Origin of the sequence: Pseudomonas sp. CCOS 191, assembly GCF_001007005.1 — a bacterium.
Classification (GTDB): Bacteria; Pseudomonadota; Gammaproteobacteria; order Pseudomonadales; family Pseudomonadaceae; genus Aquipseudomonas; species Aquipseudomonas soli.
The window spans coordinates 4,431,086-4,450,618 of record NZ_LN847264.1 but is presented as its reverse complement, the minus strand read 5'-3'; the positions used below and the strand labels follow the sequence as shown (position 1 = coordinate 4,450,618).

The following is a 19,533-nucleotide window of genomic DNA, read 5'->3' as shown; positions in this document are numbered from 1 at the left end:
ATCATTGCTGGCGCGGCAGGCCAGTGTGCACGATCAGGCACAACGGCAGGGTCAGCAGCAGTGTGCCTGCCAGCGCCATCAATCCCTGTTCCACCCCAGTGTGGTCGGATATCGCGCCGATCAGCACCGGTGCCAGCGCGCCGCCGCCGACGGTGCCGGTATAGAAGCAGGCGAACACCCGCTCGCGCTGCTCGCTGCCGGCGAAGTCCGGCACCAGCCCGGTCAGCACCGACGAGGTGCCGTTGAGTGCCACGCCGATCAGAGGCATCACCAGCATCAACGGCAGGTAGGGCAACAGCAGTGCTACCAGGATCAGCCCGGCGGTCAGCAGCTCGCTGCAGATCACGGTGCGCACCGGCCCCAGCCGGGCGCCCAAGTAGCCGCAGAACAGCTTGCCGAAGGCGCCGCCAATGAACAGCAATGTCAGGGCCAGGCCTATTTGCGCGGTCGTCGCGCCCTTGCTCTGCAGCAGGAACGGCAGGAAGGTCAGAAAACCCATGCGCACGCCACTGTCGAGGGTGCCGGTGGCGATCAGCGCCGCAAGCCCTGACCTTGAGCCAACTCGATCTTGGGCCACGGCCTTGCGCGTTGATCGCCCTGCGAGTGGCGCCTGACGCAATAGCCACCACAGTGCCGCTGCCGCCCCCAGGCCTAGCAGTCCAAGCGCGGTGGCGTTAGCCTGCCATGACACATATACCAGCACCAGGCCGACCAGGCCCGGGATCAGCGCCTTGCCGATATCTCCGGCGAAATTGTACTGGGCCAGGGCCTGCTTAACCTTGCCGCTGCCTTCGTAGGCATCAGCGACCAGCGCGCTGGCCAGCGGGTGCTGGGTACTGGCACCGAGGCCGGCGAGCATCAGGGCGATCAGCAGAAGGATCAGGTCGCTTGCCTGGGCGGCCATCAGGTAGGCCAGCCCGGCCAGCGCCGTGCCCCGGATCAACAGGGCCTCGCGGCCCCAGTGCCGGGCACCTTTGCTGGCCAACAACTGAAAACCCGCCATCATGCCGGCGTAGGCACCACGCAGCAGCCCGACCTGGGCGTAGCTGAGGCCGAAGGCGACCTGCCAGAGGGGCAGCAATACGTAGATGACATCGGTCAGGCCGTCATGCACGCCATGGGCGAGGCTGGCGGCGGCGAGGGTCTTGCGCCGAGACGATGGCGGGGTGTCGTGCAGTGAAGTGCTGGCAATGTCCTGAGGCATGGCTCGCTCACGAAGGTTGTGGCAGGCGTCTGTCGAGCGTCAGGGATAGGCGTGGCGATTGGGCCGTCGATCTTCCGTGATGACGTCGTCCTGGATGGCTCCAGGGTAGTGCGCCTTGGGGGCGCAATGCAAAGGGCGCCCGGTCGGGCGCCCCGATGGGACCGTCAGGCCTCGCTCAATACGTCCAGGCTGCGTGGCTGGGTCTGAGGCTGCGGCCTGGCCGCCAGCCCTGCACGCATGTCATTACCACTGGGCTGCTGATAAAGGCTCAGCCCGAACTCCGGCAGGACGGCCAACAGGTAGTCGAAGATATCGCCCTGGATGCGCTCGTATTCGGCCCACACCGTGGTGGTGGTGAAGCAGTAGATCTCCAGCGGCACGCCTTCGGCGGTGGTCTGCATCTGGCGGACCATGCAGGTCATGTTCGGGTGCACGTTGGGGTGGCTCTTCAGGTACGCCAGGGCGAAGGCGCGGAAGGTACCGATATTGGTCAACTGCCGGCGGTTGGCCGACAGCCCGGCATTGTGGCCCTGGGCCTCGTTCCATTCGCGCAGCTCCTGGCGCTTGCCGGCCAGGTAGTCGCCGAGCAGACGCACCTGGCCCAGGCGCTGTTCTTCTTCCTGGGTAAGGAAGCGTACGCCTGCGGCATCGATGAACAAGCTGCGCTTGATCCGCCGCCCGCCGGACTGCTGCATGCCGCGGTAGTTGCGGAATGACTCGCTCATCAGGCGCCAGGTGGGGATGGAGACGATGGTCTTGTCGAAGTTCTGCACCTTGACCGTGTGCAGGGTGATGTCGACCACGTCGCCGTCGGCGCCGGCCTGGGGCATCTCGATCCAGTCGCCGACATGCAGCATGTCGTTGCTGGTCAGTTGCACGCTGGCGACGAACGACAACAGGGTGTCCTTGTACACCAACAGCAGCACCGCCGACATGGCGCCCAGACCGGACAGCAACAACAGTGGCGAGCGGTCGATCAGGGTGGCGACGATGACGATGGCGGCAAAGATCCACAGCATCATCTTGGCCAGCTGCATGTAGCCCTTGATCGAGCGGGTGCGGGCATGTTCGGTGCGGGCGTAGATGTCCAGCAGCGCGTCGAGCAGGCAGGACAGGGCGCGGGTCATGAACAGCAGCGTCACGGCCAGGGCAACGTTGCCGAGGAAATGCTGGGCGGCGGCCGACAGCTCCGGTACCAGCTTCAGGCCGAACTGCACCACCAGTGACGGGGTGGTCTGGGCCAGACGATGGAGCACCTTGTTGTGGCGCAGGTCGTCGAGCCACCTGAGCGCCTGTTGGCGCCCCAGCAGGCGGCTGGAGTGCAGCACCAGGAAGCGGGCCAGGCGGCCGATCAGCAGCGAGACGAGCAGCAGCACGGCCAGGCCGAGGGCGGCGTGCAGCAGCGGGTGTTGGTCGAGCGTGCCCCAGAGGTCGAGGGCGTCACGCCAGAAGCGTTGGATGTCCATGGGCTTGGAAACGGTCTGTGTTGCGGTACGAAGCGTTATTAGAGCGTGGATCGGCGCAAAGTTGCCAAAAGAAATTCGGTTCTGGCCACGGAAAACGTTACCCTATGCAACTGAATTTTTCGCACTTGCCCGAGGTTACCCCGTGTTTTCCCAATTCGCCCTGCACGAACGCCTGCTCAAAGCCGTGGCCGAGCTGAAATTTGTCGAGCCGACCCCGGTGCAGGCGGCGGCCATTCCCCTGGCCCTGCAAGGGCGTGACCTGCGGGTGACGGCGCAGACCGGCAGCGGCAAGACTGCCGCCTTCGTGCTGCCACTGCTCAACCGCCTGGTCGACCGCAGCGGCCCGAGCGTTGAAATCCGTGCGCTGATCCTGCTGCCGACCCGCGAACTGGCCCAGCAGACCCTCAAGCAGGTGCAGCTGTTCTCCCAGTTCACCTACATCAAGTCGGGGCTGGTCACCGGCGGTGAAGACTTCAAGGAACAGGCGGCGATGCTGCGCAAGGTGCCGGACGTGCTGATCGGCACCCCGGGCCGACTGCTCGAGCAGCTCAATGCCGGCAACCTCGACCTGTCCCACGTTGACGTGCTGATCCTCGACGAAGCCGACCGCATGCTCGACATGGGCTTCGCCGAAGACATGGAACGCCTGTGCAAAGAGTGCGAAAACCGCAAGCAGACCCTGCTGTTCTCGGCCACCACTGGCGGCGCTGCCCTGCGCGACATCATCGGCAAAGTGCTCAAAGACCCTGAGCACCTGATGCTCAACAGCGTTTCGCAGCTCGCCGAAGGCACCCGCCAGCAGATCATTACCGCTGACCACGACCAGCACAAAGAGCAGATCGTGCAGTGGCTGCTGGCCAACGAGACCTACAAGAAGGCAATCATCTTCACCAACACCCGCGCCCTGGCCGACCGTATCTACGGCCACCTGGTGGCCAAGGAGGTCAAGGCGTTCGTCCTGCACGGCGAAAAGGACCAGAAGGACCGCAAGCTGGCCATCGACCGCTTCAAGGACGGCGGCTCCAAGGTACTGGTGGCCACTGACGTCGCGGCCCGCGGCCTGGATATCGACGGCCTCGACCTGGTGATCAACTTCGACATGCCGCGCAGCGGCGACGAGTACGTGCACCGTATCGGTCGCACCGGCCGTGCCGGCGGCGAAGGCCTGGCGATCTCGCTGATCACCCACAACGACTGGAACCTGATGTCGAGCATCGAACGCTACCTCAAGCAGCAGTTCGAGCGTCGCGTCATCAAAGAGGTCAAGGGTACCTACAACGGCCCGAAGAAGGTCAAGGCGTCGGGCAAGGCTGCCGGCACCAAGAAGAAAAAGACCGAGAAGAAAGCAGGCGCCGACAAGAAGGGCGCCGCCAAGCGCAAGCCGTCCGCCAAGCCGAAGGCCAATGCGCCGCTGGCCAGCGCCGATGGCCTGGCACCGCTGAAAAAGCGCAAGCCGGCAGCTGAGTAAGCCCCTCCGGCAATGAGCCCGCCACTGCAACGGTGGCGGGTTGCTTCACCTCTTTCCCCAGGGCGCGTAGCCCATTTCCCAAACCCTCTTCCAGCCCGGGCATTTTGTCGCCCGACCGCCACACTCCTCTGGCATGTGCAGCCAAGGAGGAGTAGCGTATGTACAGTTGTAAATACGATTGCCCCGTGCGATTTGAATGGGACGAGGAAAAGAACCAGCTCAACATCCGCAAGCACGGTATCGACTTCAACGATGTGCCCGAGATGTTCCGTCAGCCGATGCTGGCGCTGCGGGATGAGCGATTCGAGTACCCGGAGGCACGCTGGATCGGCATGGGCTGGATCAATGCCTGGGTCAGCGTGGTCGCCTACACCGAACGGCAGGGTGATGTGATCCGTATCATTTCCGCCAGAAGAGCCACTCGACGTGAGGTAACGCGCTATGTCGAAACCGTCCAGAAGCTGTGAGCAAGACCAAGCCCCGGTCGATACCTCGGACATCCCCGAACTCGACGATGACTTCTTCCGCCGCGCCGAGCTGCGGGTGCCGGCCAAGCAGACAGTGACCATCCGCCTGGATGCCGATGTACTGGCCTGGTTCAAGGAGCAGGGCGCCGGCTACCAGACCCGCATCAACCAGTTGCTTCGTCAGTACATGCAGGCCCAGCAGCGGCGTTGATCCGGGCGTGGTCAGGTTTTCCTTTCCGCTTCCTTCAGCTCCTGGATGCGCTTGTCGATCAACTGGCACTTGTCCGGCAGGTCCTTGCTGGCGGTGCCGAGGTCCATGTGCTGGAGCTCCTCATTGATCTCCTTGGCCTTTTGAGCGTTCTGCTCGGTCAGCTGGCTCACCAGGCCTGCCAGTTGCTCTCTTTTCTGCGTGGCCTCTTCCGGCGTGCAGGCCCAGATGGGCTGCGCGCAGAGCAGGGCTGTCGCGCAGAGGATGCAGGGTAGCGGTTTCATCCTTTGGTTCCCTTGTCAGTCGATTCCTGCGGTGGAGGTCGCTGGCTGGCCGGAAGTTCAGCGCGAGCGACTGGCGGAACAGGTGTCGTTCTATCGATATGGTTTTTTTGACGATATTAATTTGACGCTTCAATGATGGCGAAATAGTATCGCGCGCTCTTTTCGCTGATGCATGCCAGGGTGCTGGCAAGCATGACTACCTGACCTCCTGATTTACGAGACCTGACATGGACGTCCGCCTGTTTGCCTTCCTGGCCCGCCAACGCTCGGCCGTAATTCAGCCCCGTGAGCACTTCTGCGGCTTGCCCAAGCGAGGCCTGGCGCTGCTGCTGGCCAACGCCATGTTCTGGCAGCCGCTGTGGGCACAGGCCGCCGAAGGCGTGGTGGTCAGCGGGCCGGGCACCAGCCTGGATCAAGCGGGCAACGGCGTGCCCATCGTCAATATCGCCGCGCCCAACGGCAGCGGCCTGTCGCACAACCAGTTCAGCGACTACAACGTCGGCCAGCAGGGGCTGATCCTCAACAACGCCACCGACCGCACCCAGGCCACCCAACTGGGCGGGATCATCCTCGGCAACCCGAATCTGCAGGGCACCGCGGCCAGCGTCATCCTCAACGAGGTCAACGGCGCCAACGCCAGCCAGCTGCGCGGCTACACCGAAGTGGCCGGGCGCGGGGCGCATGTCATCGTTGCCAACCCCCACGGCATCACCTGCGATGGCTGCGGCTTCATCAACACGCCACAGGCCACGCTCAGCACCGGCAAGCCGGTGCTCGAGAACGGCCAGCTGAGCCGTTACCAGGTCGACCAGGGCCATATCGCCATCGAAGGGGCGGGGCTCAACGCGAGCAACGTCGACAGCTTCGAGCTGATTGCCCGCAGCACGAAAATCAACGCCGAGATCCAGGCGCGCAACCTGGCCATCGTCGCCGGGCGCAACGATGTCGATGCGCGCACCCTGGCGGCCACGGCGCGCCAGGATGACGGCAGTGCCAAGCCGAGCCTGGCCATCGACTCCAGCGCCTTGGGCGGCATGTATGCCGGCGCGGTCAGGCTGGTGGGTACCGAGGCCGGGGTGGGCGTGCGCCTGGACGGGCGGATGATCGCCAGCGGCGGCGATATCCAGCTCGAGGCCAACGGCCAGTTGCGCATGGCCCAGGCCAGCGCGGACGGCAATGTGCGGATTCAGGCGGCTGGTATTGATGCGCAGGGCCCGGTGCATGCCGGCCAGCAACTGCAGCTGGACAGCCGCGGCGAGCTGGTCAACCGCCAGGGGCTGACTGCCGCGGGCCAGGTACAGTTGAACGCTGGCGGCCAACTGAGCAACCTTGGCGGTATCCAGGCGGGTATCAACATCGATGGCGAGCGCGTGGCCGGCGCCGACCTGAAGATCAGCGCCGGTGCCGTGGACAACCGCAACCAGCGCCTGATCGCCAGCGGCGACCTTGCGCTCTCCAGCGGCACCCACCTGGACAACCAGGGCGGCAGCCTCAGCGCCGGGCGCGACCTCAGCGTCAATGCCGCGACCCTGGACAACCGCCAGCAGGGCAAAGTGCTCGCCGACGGGCGCATGACCCTCACCGGTGGCCAGTTGCTCAACGGCGACCGTGGGCAGATCACCAGCCAGGGCGCGCTGAACGCCACCTGGGCCCATCTGGACAACCAGGCCGGCGAACTGTCCAGCCTCGACACCCTGGCCCTGAACCTCGGCAGCCTGGACAACCGCACTGGCAAGGTCCTGGCCAACCGCGGCATCACCGTCACCAGCCAGGGGCTGGTGGACAACCGCAGTGGCCGGATCGCCAGCCAGGCCACCCTCGACCTGAGCGCCCAGGCCCTCAACAACGGCCAGGGCGGCCATATCAGCGGCAACGAGGCAGTCGGCGTCAATGTCGGCCGGCTCGACCAGCAAGGCGGTCACCTGAGCAGCGTCACCACGCTGACCCTGGACCTGAACCATGGCCAGCTGGACAACCGCGACGGCAAGATCGCCGCCAACCAGTTGCGCCTGCGCCAGATCGCCGATATTGACAACCAGCGTGGCGAGATCTTCGGCAAGGGCGCCTTCACCCTGGCGGGCCGCAGCCTCGACAATACGGGCGGCAAGTTCTACAGCGAACAGGCCCTGACCGTGCGCCTCGACCAGTTGCTCGACAACCTCGATGGCCTGGTGTCGGCCGACGGCCTGGATATCCGCGCCCTGACCCTGAACAACCAGGGCGGAGTGGTCACCAGCAAGTCGGACCTGGCATTGGTCACGAGCGCAGCTATCGACAACCGCCACGGCGAGATTTCCAGCACCGGCCTCGGCCAGGTAACGGCAGACAGCCTCGACAACCGTGAGGGTACGGTCACTGGCGGGGCGCTGGAGTTGGCCATCGCCCAGGCGGTGGACAATCGCCAAGGCGTGCTGGCTGCCGACAAGGCGCTGACGTTGAACGCTGCCAGCCTCGACAACCGCGAGCAAGGCAAACTGCTCAGCGACGGCACGCTCACCGCCAAGACCACCGGGCTGCTGGACAACCAGGCCAAGGGCCTGGTGAACGGCGTGGGCGCCACCCGCATCGACGCGGGGCAGCTGGACAACCGCGGTGGCCGCCTGGTGGGCAAGGACCTGCTGACCCTGCAGGGCCAGCGCTGGGACAACCGCGGCGGCAAGATCGAGGCCGATGGCGCACTGACACTGACCATCGACCACCTCGACAACCGCGACCAGGGCCTGGTCAGCGGCCAGGCCGGGTTGGGTTTCAGCGGCAGCGAGCTGCTCAACCAGCTCGGCATCCTTGGCGCCAAGGGCAACCTCGACCTGGTCGCCGCGCACCTGGACAACAGTGGCGGCAGCCTGACCAGCGGCGGCGATCTCGATGGCCAGGTCACGCGCCTGGAGCAGCTGGGCGGCAAGCTGTCCGCCGACGGCAAGCTGACCCTCAAGGGCAGCACACTGGTCAACCGCCAGGGCGCCGTGATCGGCGCCGGGCAGGGCATGCACCTGACCGTGGACAGCGTCGACAACCGCGGCGGCGAACTGTCCGCGGCCAAGGCGCTCAGCCTCACCGGGCAGCGCCTGGACAACACCGGTGGCCAGGTCCTGGCCGATACCGACCTGGCGCTGACGGTGGCCGAGGTCATCAACCAGGCCCAGGGCCTGTTGCGCGGCAAGGGCCAACTGACCCTCGACGGCCAGACCCTGGACAACCGCGACGGGCGTGTTTCCGCCGAGCAGGGCGCACGCTTGCGCCTGAGCCAGGCGCTCGACAACGGCAAGGGGCTGCTGAGCAGCGAGGGTGACCTCGACATCGGCGCCGCCAGCCTCGACAACAGCGACGCCGAGCTGAGCAGCGCCGGCAAGCTGACCCTGGCCACCACCGGCAAGGTCGACAACCAGCGCGGCTCGATCACCGCCGACGGCGCCCTCGACCTGCGCAGTGCCAGCCTCGACAACCGCGCCGGCGAGGTCGGCGCCCAGGGGGCCATGGACATCGTCACCGGCACCCTCGACAACCGCGACAGCGGCCATGTGGTCGGCAACGACCGCCTGACCCTCAAGGCCGGCCAGGTCAACAACGCGGGCAGCGACAGCCGCATCGACAGCGATGGCGCCATGCACCTGACCGCCAGCGGTTTCGACCAGCAGGCCGGCCGGATGCTGAGCAAGGCCTCGATCACCCTCGACCTGGGCCAGGGCGCGCTGGTCAACCACGGCCTGATCAAGGCCCCGGTGCTGGTACTGAACAACCTCGGCAGCGTCGACAACCAGAACGGCGAAATCACCAGCCCGCAAGGCTTCACCCTGGCGGCCAATACCCTGGACAACCGCCAAGGCAAGCTGCTCAGCGAGCAGGCCTTGACGGTGCGTATCGCCCAGGCGCTGGACAACACCAAGGGCCTGGTCTCGGCCAAGGGCCTGGACCTGCATGCCGCCAGCCTCGACAACCGCGAGGGCACCGTCAGCAGCCGCGCCGGCCTGGTGCTGACCGTCGACGGTCGCCTGGACAACCGCCAGGGCACCCTGGTGGGCGACACCGCCCTCAACCTTGTTGCCGCGACGCTGGACAACAGCAAGGGCAAGGTCTCCGGCAAAGGCCAGGGCGAGATCCAGGCCGATACCTTGCTCAACAACGCCGGTTCGCTGGTCAGCCTCGAGCAACTGCGGATCCAGAGCGGTGAGCTGGACAACCGCGAGGCGGGGCTGCTCGGCAGCAATGGCGCGCTGACCCTGGAAGTCGACCGCATCGACAACCGTGGCGGCGAGATCACCGGCAAGGCCGCTGTCGCGGTCACCGGTACCTCGCTGGACAACAGCGACGGCGGCCTGCTGGTCGCCGGCACCGGCATGACCCTGGCGTTGCAATCGCTGCTCAACCGCAACAAGGCGCGCCTCGAGGCCCAGACCGGCCTGACCCTGACCGGCCTGACCCTGGACAACGACGGTGGCCGCCTGACCAGCCAGCGTGACATGACCCTGACCTTGACCGGCGCGGCGCTCAACCGCCTCGGTCTGATCAGCGCCGAGGGCCAGATGGTGCTGGCCGCGCACAGCCTGGACAACAGCACCGGCAAGCTGGACAGCGCCGGCAGCCTGAAACTGACCACGGGCGGCGCGCTGCTCAACCAGGGCGGCGAGCTGCTCAGCGACAGCGACATCACCCTGGCCAGCGCCAGCCTGGACAACACCGACAAGGGCGCGCTGGCCAGCAAGGGCCAGCTGACCCTCAGCACCGGCCACCTGGACAACAGCCGCCAGGGCAGCATCAGCAGCAACCGCACCCTCGACGTGCACGCCGGCCAGCTGGACAACCGCAACGGCGGCCGCGTGGGCAGCCGCGAAGCACTCACCGCCACGGTCACCGGCCTCGACCAGCAGGGCGGCAAGCTGTTCAGCGACACCGCGGTCCACCTCGACCTGGGCCACGGCCACCTGGACAACCGTGGCGGCCTGATCAATGCGCCGTCGCTGCAGCTGGACAACCTCAAGACCGTGGCCAACCAGGGCGGCGAGATGTCCAGTGCCCAGGCCTTCACCGTCGCTGCCGAGCAACTGGACAACGGCAACGGCCGCCTGCTCAGCGACCAGCGCCTGCTGCTGCGGGTCAGCCAGCGCCTGGACAACCTCAAGGGCCTGATCGGCGCCCAGTCGCTGGAGATTCATGCCGGCGCGCTGAGCAACCGCGACGGCGGCCGCATCGAAGCCAAGGACGCGCTCGCCCTCACCAGCAAGGGCCTGGACAACCACGCCGGCAAGCTGCTCGGCAGCAGCCTCGCGCTGGACCTGGGCGGCGCCGACCTGGACAACGGCGCGGGCCTGATCACCACCGCCGGCCCGCTGACCCTGGTCAACCTGGCCAAACTGGACAACCAAGGCGGCGAGATTTCCACCGCCCAGGCCCTGCAGCTGGACGTCAGCGAGCTGGACAACCGTGACGGCAAGCTGATCAGCGAACAGACGCTGGGCATCACCAGCGGCGCCATCGACAACCGCAACGGCCTGGTCTCGGGCTGGCAGGGCCTGACCGTGACCGGCCAGAGCCTGGACAACCGCCAGCAGGGCACCCTGTCGAGCCGCTCCGGCGCCGTGCAGGCGACCGTGACCGGCGCGCTGCGCAACAGCGACGGCGGCGCTCTGGTCGCCCAGCAACGCCTGGACGTCAAGGCCGCCAGCCTGGACAACAGCGCCAAGGGCATCCTCTCCAGCGGCAGCGGCCAGCAACTGACCATCACGGCGGCACTGGACAACCATGACGGCGGCCTGATCGATGCCGGGGAAAAACTGGTCATCAGCGCCGGTGCTCTCGACAACCACGGCGGCCGCGTGGCCACCCGCCAGGACCTGGGCCTGACCGCCGCGAGCCTGAACAACAACGACGGCAGCCTCGCCGCCCAAGGGGCGCTGACCCTCGACCTGCTCGGCGAGCTGCTCAACCGCCAGGGCAAGCTGTTCGCCGGCAAGGACCTGCTGATCCAGCGCGCCGGCCTGGTGGACAACCAGGCTGGCCAGATCGCCAGCCAGGGCCTGCTCAAGGTGCTGGCCGCCAGCGTCGACAACAGCCAGCGCGGCACCCTGGCCGCCAATGGCCCGCTCACGCTCGACAGCCGCGGGGCGCTCAACAACTCAGGCGATGGCCTGATCTACAGCCAGCAGGGCGACGTAGGCCTGCAAGCGGCCAGCCTGAACAACGCCAAGGGCACCGTGCAGGCCAAGGGCGCGATCACCGTGCAGGCCACCGGCCTGCTCGACAACCAGGGCGGCAAGCTGATCGCCCAGGATGGCGCGCTGAGCGTGACCGCCGACACCCTCGACAACCGCGGCGGCATCCTCGCCAGCCTCAAGCAGGCGCTGGGCGTGCGCACCAGCGGCGTGCTGCGCAACGGCAGCGACGCCACTGGCCAGCGCGGCATCCTCCAGGCGCTGAGCCTGGACGTGCAGAGCGCCAACCTCGACAACCACGGCGGGCGCATCGCCGCGCTCGGCGGTGATAGCGTGATCCGCACCGGGCAGCTGGACAACCGCGATGGCGGCATCTCAGCCAGTGGCCTGCTCAAGGTTACCGGCGCCAGCCTGCTCAACGGCGGCGACGCGCGCGGCGAAATGGTCGGCCAGCGTATCGACATCGGGTTGAGCGGCGCCCTGGACAACCGCTCCGGCATCATCGAAAGCGCCAGTACCCTCGCCATCACGGCTGCCACTCTGGACAACCAGGGCGGGCAACTGCGTGCCGTGGGCACCAGCGGCAAGAGCCAGTTCGCCATTGGCGGGCTGTTCGACAACCGCAACGGTCAAGTGGAGATCGGCAACAGTGACCTGACCCTTGGCGCCGGCCTGCTGCAGAACGTCGGTGGCAAGGTGCTGCACGTGGGCAAGGGCGTGTTCGACATCGATACCGCCAACCTTACCCGTGCCGGCGGCAGCCTCAGCACCCGCGGCGGTCTGACCCTGACCGCCGACAGCTGGACCAACGGCAGCCTGATCCAGGCCGGGCGTCTGACCGTCAACGTCAACAACCTCACCCAGACCGCTGGCGGCCAGTTGCTGGCATTCGACAGCCTGGTGGGCAATGGCGGCAATTGGAGCAACGAAGGTCTGATCGCCAGTGACGGCGCGCTCAGCCTCAACCTGGGGGGCACCTACAGCAGCGCCAATGGACGGGTGAACAGCCTGGGTACGCTGGGGGTGAGCGCAGCGGAGATGAACCTGGGCGGCAACGCCAGCATCACGGGCGTGGGCAACACCACGGTCAATGTGGCAGGCCTGCTGACCAACCAGGGGCGGCTGAGTTCGGCGGGGGATCTGCTGGTCAACGCCGGTAGCGTGAACAACCTGGGGACTTTGGGTGGCAACCAGTTGGTGCGGGTGACCACCGGCAGCCTGCGCAATGACCATGGGCTGCTATTCAGTGGCGGGGACATGCAGCTGTTTACCGGTAGCCTGACCAACTTCTACGGGGATGTTTACAGTCTGGGTGGGCTGACGGTGGCGAGGGATGGGGCCGGTGGCCTAGCGGATCTGGTGGATAACGTTTCTGGCAGTTTGGAAAGTGCCTGGGACATGCGTCTTAATGCCACGAACATTCAGAACAGGAAAGAAATATTCAAAACCACCGGCACGCCGAAGTGGAGTGCGATTGGCATGCGACAGACCGGTCAGCTTGCCGGGCATATGGTACTTGAGGAGTATTACGAGAAAAAAGTAGAGATAGATTCCCCTGCGGGCGCAATTAGAGCCGGACGCGATCTTTCTGTACTGGGCGCTCGCATGGAGAACTCGGCCTCGGTGATAACGGCTGGGCACGACATCGCAGTCAGTGTGCAGGATTTTATTAATGAAGGTAAGGCGCTAGGTACTTATTCCGAGCTTAAGTCATTCGCACTTCCTAATTACAACGCAAAAAATGCATGGCCTTTCTGGAGTGCAGTTACGACCTATAATGCTGCTCATGATCCCGGGTACACCCAGGTTACAGCAGGTTTCCGTAAGAATCGCTACAATGTCGGAACCTTACGTTTCTGGGATGCTAATTGGAACGAGTCGCGAACGACTCCGTCATTTCACCAGGCCGGACCGTCTGGAAATGGCAACGATATAGTTTATGTTGGTTGGACGCAGTATCTTGGCGGCTTCAATATGAGCGCCTTTGGGGCCGCACCTGCTTACAATCCGAACTCCACAGTACCCCTTCCAGCGGCTGTGCAAGGTATCAAGTTTTTTGAAACTCGAACTATTGTGCACGACGGACAAGTTGGTGCAGCAAATGCTGTTGTACAGGCTGGTGGCCGGGTCAGTATCAATGCAACCAAGAGTCTGACCAACAGTGTCATCCAAGAAGGGCTTACGGTCAGTGGCCCGACCGCCAAGGCGTTCGATCCGAAATTGCCAGGGGCGTCGGGCAGTACGCTTATCAATATCCATGCCCAACTTCCCCCTGACCTTGCACAACAGCAGGTCAATCCGCTTGCCTTGGGCGGCTTTACGTTACCCACCGGCCAGAATGGCCTGTTCCGCCTGAGTGGACAGGGTGGGAGCGCTTCGGGTAGCCCGGCCCAGAGCTGGAAGCTAGGCGGCGCAGACGTCACGATCCAGGGCCGTCAGGCAATGGTGTCCGGCACCCAGCCAGGGGCGCTGCAGGCCATGGATGCCAGAGCGTTAGAACAGAACCATCAACAAATCGACCGAATCGCCCATCAGAGTGGTGCTGTGGGTGGCAATGCCAGTGCCATCGGTGTCAACGCGCCGAATGGCGCGCCGGTTGATGTAGCCCTCCCGCAGCGACATCCCGGTGCCGATGTTCGCGAGCTGGCTGCCGGTGGCAACTTGGGAATCAGTGCTCGTCCTGACATCCCTGGGGTCACTCGGATGCCGGACAGCCAGTACAACAACAAGCCCCACAAGTACCTGATCGAGACCAACCCGGTCCTCACCGACCTCAAGCAGTTCATGAGCTCGGACTATCTGCTCGGCAACCTTGGCTACGACCCGGACCAGAGTTGGAAGCGCCTGGGTGATGGACTCTACGAGCAACGCCTGATCCAGCAAGCGGTGGTGGCGCGTACAGGCCAGCAGTTCATCGATGGCCAGACCTCTGGCGATCAGCTGTTCAAGTACCTGATGGACAACGCCATCCGCAGCAAGGACCAGCTCCAGCTGAGCCTGGGGGTGGGCCTGACGGCCTCCCAGGTGGCGGCGCTGACCCATGACATTGTGTGGATGGAAAAACACCAGGTCAACGGCGAGGAGGTCCTGGTCCCGGTGCTTTACCTGGCCCAGGCCAACAACCGCCTGGCCCCCAACGGTGCTTTGATTGCCGGCCAGGACGTACAACTGATCGCTGGCGAGAACCTGACCAACGTCGGGACCCTGCAGGCCAGTCGCAACCTGTCCGCCACCGCTGGCAACAACCTGGTCAACACCGGCCTGGTCCAGGCCGGAGAGCGGCTGGAGCTGCTGGCCGGCAACAACCTGAGCAACAGTGCTGGCGGCATCATGACCGGGCGCGACGTTAGCCTGACGGCGGTCAATGGCGACATCATCAACCAGCGCGACCAGGTACGCGCCGTCACCAACTTTGGCGGTACCAGCCAGCACCAGGACTACCTGGACAGCGCCGCACGCATCGAAGCCGGTAACAGCCTCAGCCTCAAGGCGGGCCAGGACATCCAGAACGTCGCCAGCGTGATCCAGAGCGGCGGCGACCTGTCCCTCAACGCCGGGCGCGATGTCAGCATGCTGTCGGTCGAGGAGCGCGAAGGCTTCTACAGCGACCGGCAGCGCAACAACACGGTGCAGCAGCACGGCGCCACGGTGACCGCCGGCCGCGACCTGAGCCTCGTCGCCGGCCGCGATCTCACCGCCGTGGCCAGCCAGATCGACGCGGGCCGCAACCTCACCCTGGCTGCGGGAGAAGACCTGAACCTGAGCTCCGCTGCCAACGAAGCGCACAGTTTCAGCCGCAGCAAGAAGGTCACCCAGTCCAAGGACCAGGTCACCCAGGTCTCGACCACGCTCAAGGCTGGCGGCGACGTCTCGCTGTCTGCCGGCCAGGACATGGCCATCGTTGCCAGCCAGGTCAAGGGCAAGGGCGATGTCGATATCGACGCCGAGCGCGACCTGACCATCGCCTCCGACCAGAACGAAAGTGCTTCGTACTACCTGAAGAAGAGCAAGGGCTCGTTCGGTCGCAGTAGTTCCAAGCAGCAGGAGAGCTACCACAGCACCAACGTCGCCTCGGTGATCGAGGCCGGTGGCGACCTGACCGTCAACGTCAGCAAGAAGGATGATGGCGGCATATCACTGGACGGCGGCCGCGATGTGACGGTGATCGGCAGCCAACTCAAGGCCGGCGGCGATGTCATGCTCGGTGCCACGGGCGATGTGGCGGTGTTGTCTGGTGTAGAGGAGCACGGCGAGTACAGCAAGAAGACCAAGTCCGGTTTCCTGGGTTTGTCGAAGAGCGGCAAGAGCCAGCTGCAGACCCGCGCCACGCAGGTGGGCAGCGAGCTCGATGCCGGAAACGACATTGTTCTGGCTGCAGGCAGCGACCTGCGTTTGCGGGCCAGCGAGGCGAACGCCGGCAACGATGTCGAACTGCGTGCAGGCTTGGTGGGCAAGGAGGGCGACATCAACCTGGTGTCGGCCAATGACACTGCCTATAGCCGCTCGGAGGAATACAAGAAGAAGTTCAAGCTGTCGCTTTCTCCCGACATCATCCTGAACCCGGCGGCATTGATGATGCCGATTGCACCGGGCACGGTCCTGCCGTCGGTGTCGATCGGCTCGGCCAAGGCTTCAGGGCAGGAGGCTCGCAGCAGCACCAGTGTCGGCAGTCAGGTGAGCGGTGAGCGTGACGCCACCCTGCAGGCAGCTCGCGATATCAACGTGTTGGGCAGCGGCGTCAGTGCCGGGCGCAACGTCAGCCTCAACGCCGGGCGTGATGTCAATATCAGCGCCGCACAGAACCAGAGCGACAACTCGCACTGGTCGAGCTCGAGCAAGACGGGCCTGCGTTTCGACAGTGATGACAACGGCATGAACTTCTTCGCCGGTGTCGAAAAGGAGAAGGCCAAGGACCGTTTGCGTGAGCAACTGAGCGCAGGTAGTCGCATCCAGGCCGGACAGGATCTGGATGTCAAAGCCGGACGCGACATCAACCAAACGGGCTCCGACCTGGTGGCCGGTCATGACATCAGCCTGGACGCTGGTCGCGATATCAACATCGACGCGGGGCGCGAAACCCGTATTCAGGAACAGGAGCGTGAGTACGAATCGCACGGTATCAGTGGCTCGGTCAACCACAATGTGGGCAAGACCAAGGACGCGCTGAGCAACACCGGCAAGGGCGAAAATGGGGTGAGCAAGGGCTCCAGCACCCTGCAGACCCTGGATGCGATTGGTCAGTTCTTCGCCGGCCCGACCGGTGACGGCAAGTTCGGCAGCAGCAAGCAGACCAGCAGCCAGCAAAGTGTCGACCAGAACAACCGTCCCTCGACGTTGGACGCTGGCAACGATGTGAAACTGCAGGCGGGCAACGACGTAAACATCAAGGGCAGTCAGGTGCAGGCCGGGCGTGATATCGACGTCAAAGGGCGTGACATCAACATCGATGTGGCCAAGGGCAGCAGCAGCCTGGAAAGCAACCAGTCGCAAAGTTGGGGGGGCATCCACGGCGGTACCAGTGGTGGCTTCAAGGTTGGTATCGGTGGCAGCCACGGTACTGCCAGCAACGACAGCCAGCAGGGCACTTCGACGCCAGCGCAGTTGGAGGCTGGGCGCGATGTTCGGCTCGAGTCCGCCAACGATCTGAACATTGTCGGTAGCCAGGTCAAAGGCGGGCGCGATGTCGAGTTGAATGCAGGCAACGACCTGAACATTCGCGCGGCGCAGAACGACAGCCAGCAGGAGCAAAATCGCCGCAGCGGTGGTGGCGAGGTGGGGCTGACCTTCGGCTCGGAGGGTGTTGGGGTGTATGCCAGCGTCAATCTGGGCAAGGGGCATCTCGAGCGTGAAGCTCAGCGCCATGAGCAAGCCTATGTCTACGCCGGTGACCAATTGAAGTTCACCAGTGGTAAGGACACCAACATCAAGGGTGCACAAGTACGTGGTGATGAGGTGATCGGTCGCGTCGGTGGCGACCTCAATGTGGCCTCGGCCATCGACACAGGTGAAGTAAAGGGCAAGGAGTTCGACATCAATGCCACGGTCACCATTGGTCCCGGGGCGGGTATCAGTGGCTCGGTAGGCTATGGCAAGACCACCGGCAAGACCGAGTGGGTCGAGGACCAGACTCGCATCACCGGTCGTGACAAGGTCGATATCCGCACCGAGAACCACACTCAGCTCGACGGTGCGCTGATCGCCGCCGACAACGGCAATCTCAAGCTTGATACCGGTACCCTTGGATACAGCGATATCGCCGGCAAGGACAAGGAACACGGTTACTACCTGAATGTGGGGGGCAGTTGGAAGAAGGGTTCGGCCAACGCCGAGCAAGACCCCTCCAATGGCAAGGTTACCGAAGGTGCAGGCAACGGGGAGAAGGGATCGAAAAACCAGACCAGCTGGAGTGTCAGTGGCTGGGAGTATGAAAAGGATCGCGAGCAGATTGTCCGCGCCACCGTGGGTGCGGGTGATATCACCGTGCGCAAGGACGCCGAGACAGGGCAGGACTCGACTGTCGGTCTCAACCGTGACCTCGACAAAGCCTATGAGATCACTCGAGACAAGGAGTCGCGTACTGATCTCTACGTGACCGACAGCTCGTTGCACGATGCGCTGAACCCTAAGGAGACGCTGCAGAAGTGGAGCGATGGGCTGCTCGACTACGACAAGACGGCTCTGAAGAACTTTGAGCAGGCCAGCACCGGCCTCAATGCTGCACTGAACCGGCTTGAGCGTGTAATGGGGCGGGACATGGCAGCCGGGGTATCAAGTATTACCAGCCGTGATTTCGCTGAGCAGACGCTGGAGCAGTTGATTCTCAGCGGCAAAAGTCGCAGTGAGGCCATGGCGATGATGGCCGACGAGAAGTTTCAACAGAATGTGCTCAAGCAATTGAGTGATTTGTGGAGCATCAAGCCAGAGGTCGTGGCAGGGGCCAAGCAGGTATTGGAAGAGGCCAATCTCAATGATCCTGCCGGTGCATTGGTACTGGGCAACTCGGATGTTGTGGCCAGGCGCACTTTGTTGCAGGAAAACCTGCGATCGTTGGCAAGTATTGAACGGTTCATGCAGCAGAATGCGGAAGCGGCACAAGCCGTCGCACTGGTGCTGGCACTGACGCAAGGTCCGAAATCCGTGATCCAGGCCGCAGCCTGGGGCGCCGCCGAGCAAACGCCATTGGGCCAAGAGTTGGCAAGGCGGTTGGACAAATTTCAGGATTATGTCGGTGAGCGTGTCGCCAAATACATGGAAAAAGAGGGTGACGCGGAGGTTAATTTCAATGAGAAGGATGATTACGATCAGTTCTTAATCGGTGGTGGTAAGCTTGCCGCTTCCATCCTTACTGGTGTAGTGACGAACAAAGGCAGTAAGTCACCGAAAAATCCAGTCAAAGAGTTGGAAGTGGATTCTTACAAGGATCTGAAGAGTCGGGAGGTTGTAGGGGATCGATTGGAGCACGACCATATTCCATCAATGGCCGCTTTGCGTAAGGCCAAGGAGAAGGAGCTGGGCCGCCCGCTTACAGATGAAGAGACGAAATTGCTCTACAACAATGCCACTGCGATAGAGCTTCCGCGAGAAATCCACGTCGCTGGTCGCACTCATGGTGGCAAAAACACGGCAGCACAGGTGGAGCAAGATGCAGCTGACCTATGTGGCGCTGTATGTCGAGATACTGATGTACTGCGAAAAAATCTGTTGGAAAAGGGCTATCAAGCCGATATCGTAGAAGAAGCAATCATAAAGATTTTTGAACGGAACCGCCTGACAGGGGTGATTGATTGATGGACTGGATGAAGCTGTTGAGCCTTGTCGGTAAAGACCAAGGGGACAATGACTTTCAGGAGCTTGCTACCGTGCTTGGTGAGCAGCCGCAGGTGAAGGAGACCCCCTTGTCGTATAACGACCCAGACGGAAGGACTCTTTATCATAAGTACCTCAATAGTGGGTTGGAGCTCGGCTTTCGAGCGCACAGACTCAATCACATCCATATCTACGTGCAGAGCCACGAGGGCTATGCTCCGTACCAAGGGAGCATCCTCGATCAGAATGCACAAGGCTGGCGGCGAGACGCCCTCCTGCAAACGCTTGGTCCTCCAGATAGTCAGGGGGGGGGCAAGATGGATGGTTTGCTCGGTTTTATACGCCCGTGGGTACGTTATGAGGGGGCAGGCCCTGTATTGCGTGCGGAGTTTTCGCAAGATGGACGGTTGTGGAAGTGTTCACTCACGCTTGAGTAAATGCTATTGAACGGAACAGTCATTAGTCAGGCGTTGAAGGCAGTTCT

At 63.7% G+C, this 19,533-nt stretch carries 8 protein-coding genes; 5 read left to right on the top strand and 3 right to left on the bottom strand.

Features of this window, described 5'->3' with window-relative positions; genetic code table 11:
- Position 1 precedes the first annotated feature (1 nt).
- Together CCOS191_RS19705 and CCOS191_RS19700 are read right to left on the bottom strand one after the other, a co-directional pair.
- The gene (locus CCOS191_RS19705; protein WP_046856645.1) at positions 2-1,204 is read right to left on the bottom strand and encodes an MFS transporter; all 1,203 of its coding nucleotides are present in this window, start codon (positions 1,202-1,204) and stop codon (positions 2-4) included.
- A gap of 164 nt (positions 1,205-1,368) precedes the next feature.
- A complete protein-coding gene (locus CCOS191_RS19700; protein ID WP_046856644.1) occupies positions 1,369-2,670 on the bottom strand; it encodes a mechanosensitive ion channel family protein in 1,302 nt (433 codons plus the stop codon).
- Between the two features lie 142 nt (positions 2,671-2,812).
- On the opposite strand from CCOS191_RS19700, the gene CCOS191_RS19695 reads away from it, so the two are divergent.
- From CCOS191_RS19695 to CCOS191_RS19685, 3 genes are all read left to right on the top strand, one after another.
- Positions 2,813-4,138: a DEAD/DEAH box helicase gene (locus tag CCOS191_RS19695; RefSeq protein WP_023631179.1), complete on the top strand. Its 1,326-nt coding sequence runs from the start codon at positions 2,813-2,815 to the stop codon at positions 4,136-4,138.
- 185 nt (positions 4,139-4,323) lie between these two features.
- Positions 4,324-4,605, top strand: coding sequence for a BrnT family toxin (locus tag CCOS191_RS19690; protein ID WP_031315381.1), 282 nt, complete (start codon positions 4,324-4,326; stop codon positions 4,603-4,605).
- Positions 4,580-4,816, top strand: coding sequence for a BrnA antitoxin family protein (locus CCOS191_RS19685; RefSeq protein ID WP_023631177.1), 237 nt, complete (start codon positions 4,580-4,582; stop codon positions 4,814-4,816). The genes CCOS191_RS19690 and CCOS191_RS19685 overlap by 26 nt, the downstream gene beginning before the upstream one ends.
- 11 nt (positions 4,817-4,827) lie before the next feature.
- On the opposite strand, the gene CCOS191_RS19680 is transcribed toward CCOS191_RS19685, so the two are convergent.
- The gene (locus CCOS191_RS19680) at positions 4,828-5,097 is read right to left on the bottom strand and encodes a hypothetical protein (protein WP_046856643.1); all 270 of its coding nucleotides are present in this window, start codon (positions 5,095-5,097) and stop codon (positions 4,828-4,830) included.
- A gap of 227 nt (positions 5,098-5,324) precedes the next feature.
- Between CCOS191_RS19680 and CCOS191_RS28060 the strand changes: the two genes are divergently transcribed.
- The gene (locus tag CCOS191_RS28060; RefSeq protein ID WP_052752639.1) at positions 5,325-19,031 is read left to right on the top strand and encodes a hemagglutinin repeat-containing protein; all 13,707 of its coding nucleotides are present in this window, start codon (positions 5,325-5,327) and stop codon (positions 19,029-19,031) included.
- Entirely contained in the window at positions 19,031-19,486 is a 456-nt protein-coding gene (locus tag CCOS191_RS19670; RefSeq protein ID WP_052752638.1) for a hypothetical protein, read from the top strand. The genes CCOS191_RS28060 and CCOS191_RS19670 overlap by 1 nt, the downstream gene beginning before the upstream one ends.
- Positions 19,487-19,533 lie beyond the last annotated feature (47 nt).

Excerpts from the sequence above, each read along its gene's own strand:
- CCOS191_RS28060 (WP_052752639.1), top strand. The coding sequence starts at position 5,325 with ATGGACGTCCGCCTGTTTGCCTTCCTGGCCCGCCAACGCTCGGCCGTA.
- CCOS191_RS19705 (WP_046856645.1), bottom strand. The coding sequence starts at position 1,204 with ATGCCTCAGGACATTGCCAGCACTTCACTGCACGACACCCCGCCATCG.
- CCOS191_RS19680 (WP_046856643.1), bottom strand. The coding sequence starts at position 5,097 with ATGAAACCGCTACCCTGCATCCTCTGCGCGACAGCCCTGCTCTGCGCG.
- CCOS191_RS19700 (WP_046856644.1), bottom strand. The coding sequence starts at position 2,670 with ATGGACATCCAACGCTTCTGGCGTGACGCCCTCGACCTCTGGGGCACG.
- CCOS191_RS19670 (WP_052752638.1), top strand. The coding sequence starts at position 19,031 with ATGGACTGGATGAAGCTGTTGAGCCTTGTCGGTAAAGACCAAGGGGAC.
- CCOS191_RS19685 (WP_023631177.1), top strand. The coding sequence starts at position 4,580 with ATGTCGAAACCGTCCAGAAGCTGTGAGCAAGACCAAGCCCCGGTCGAT.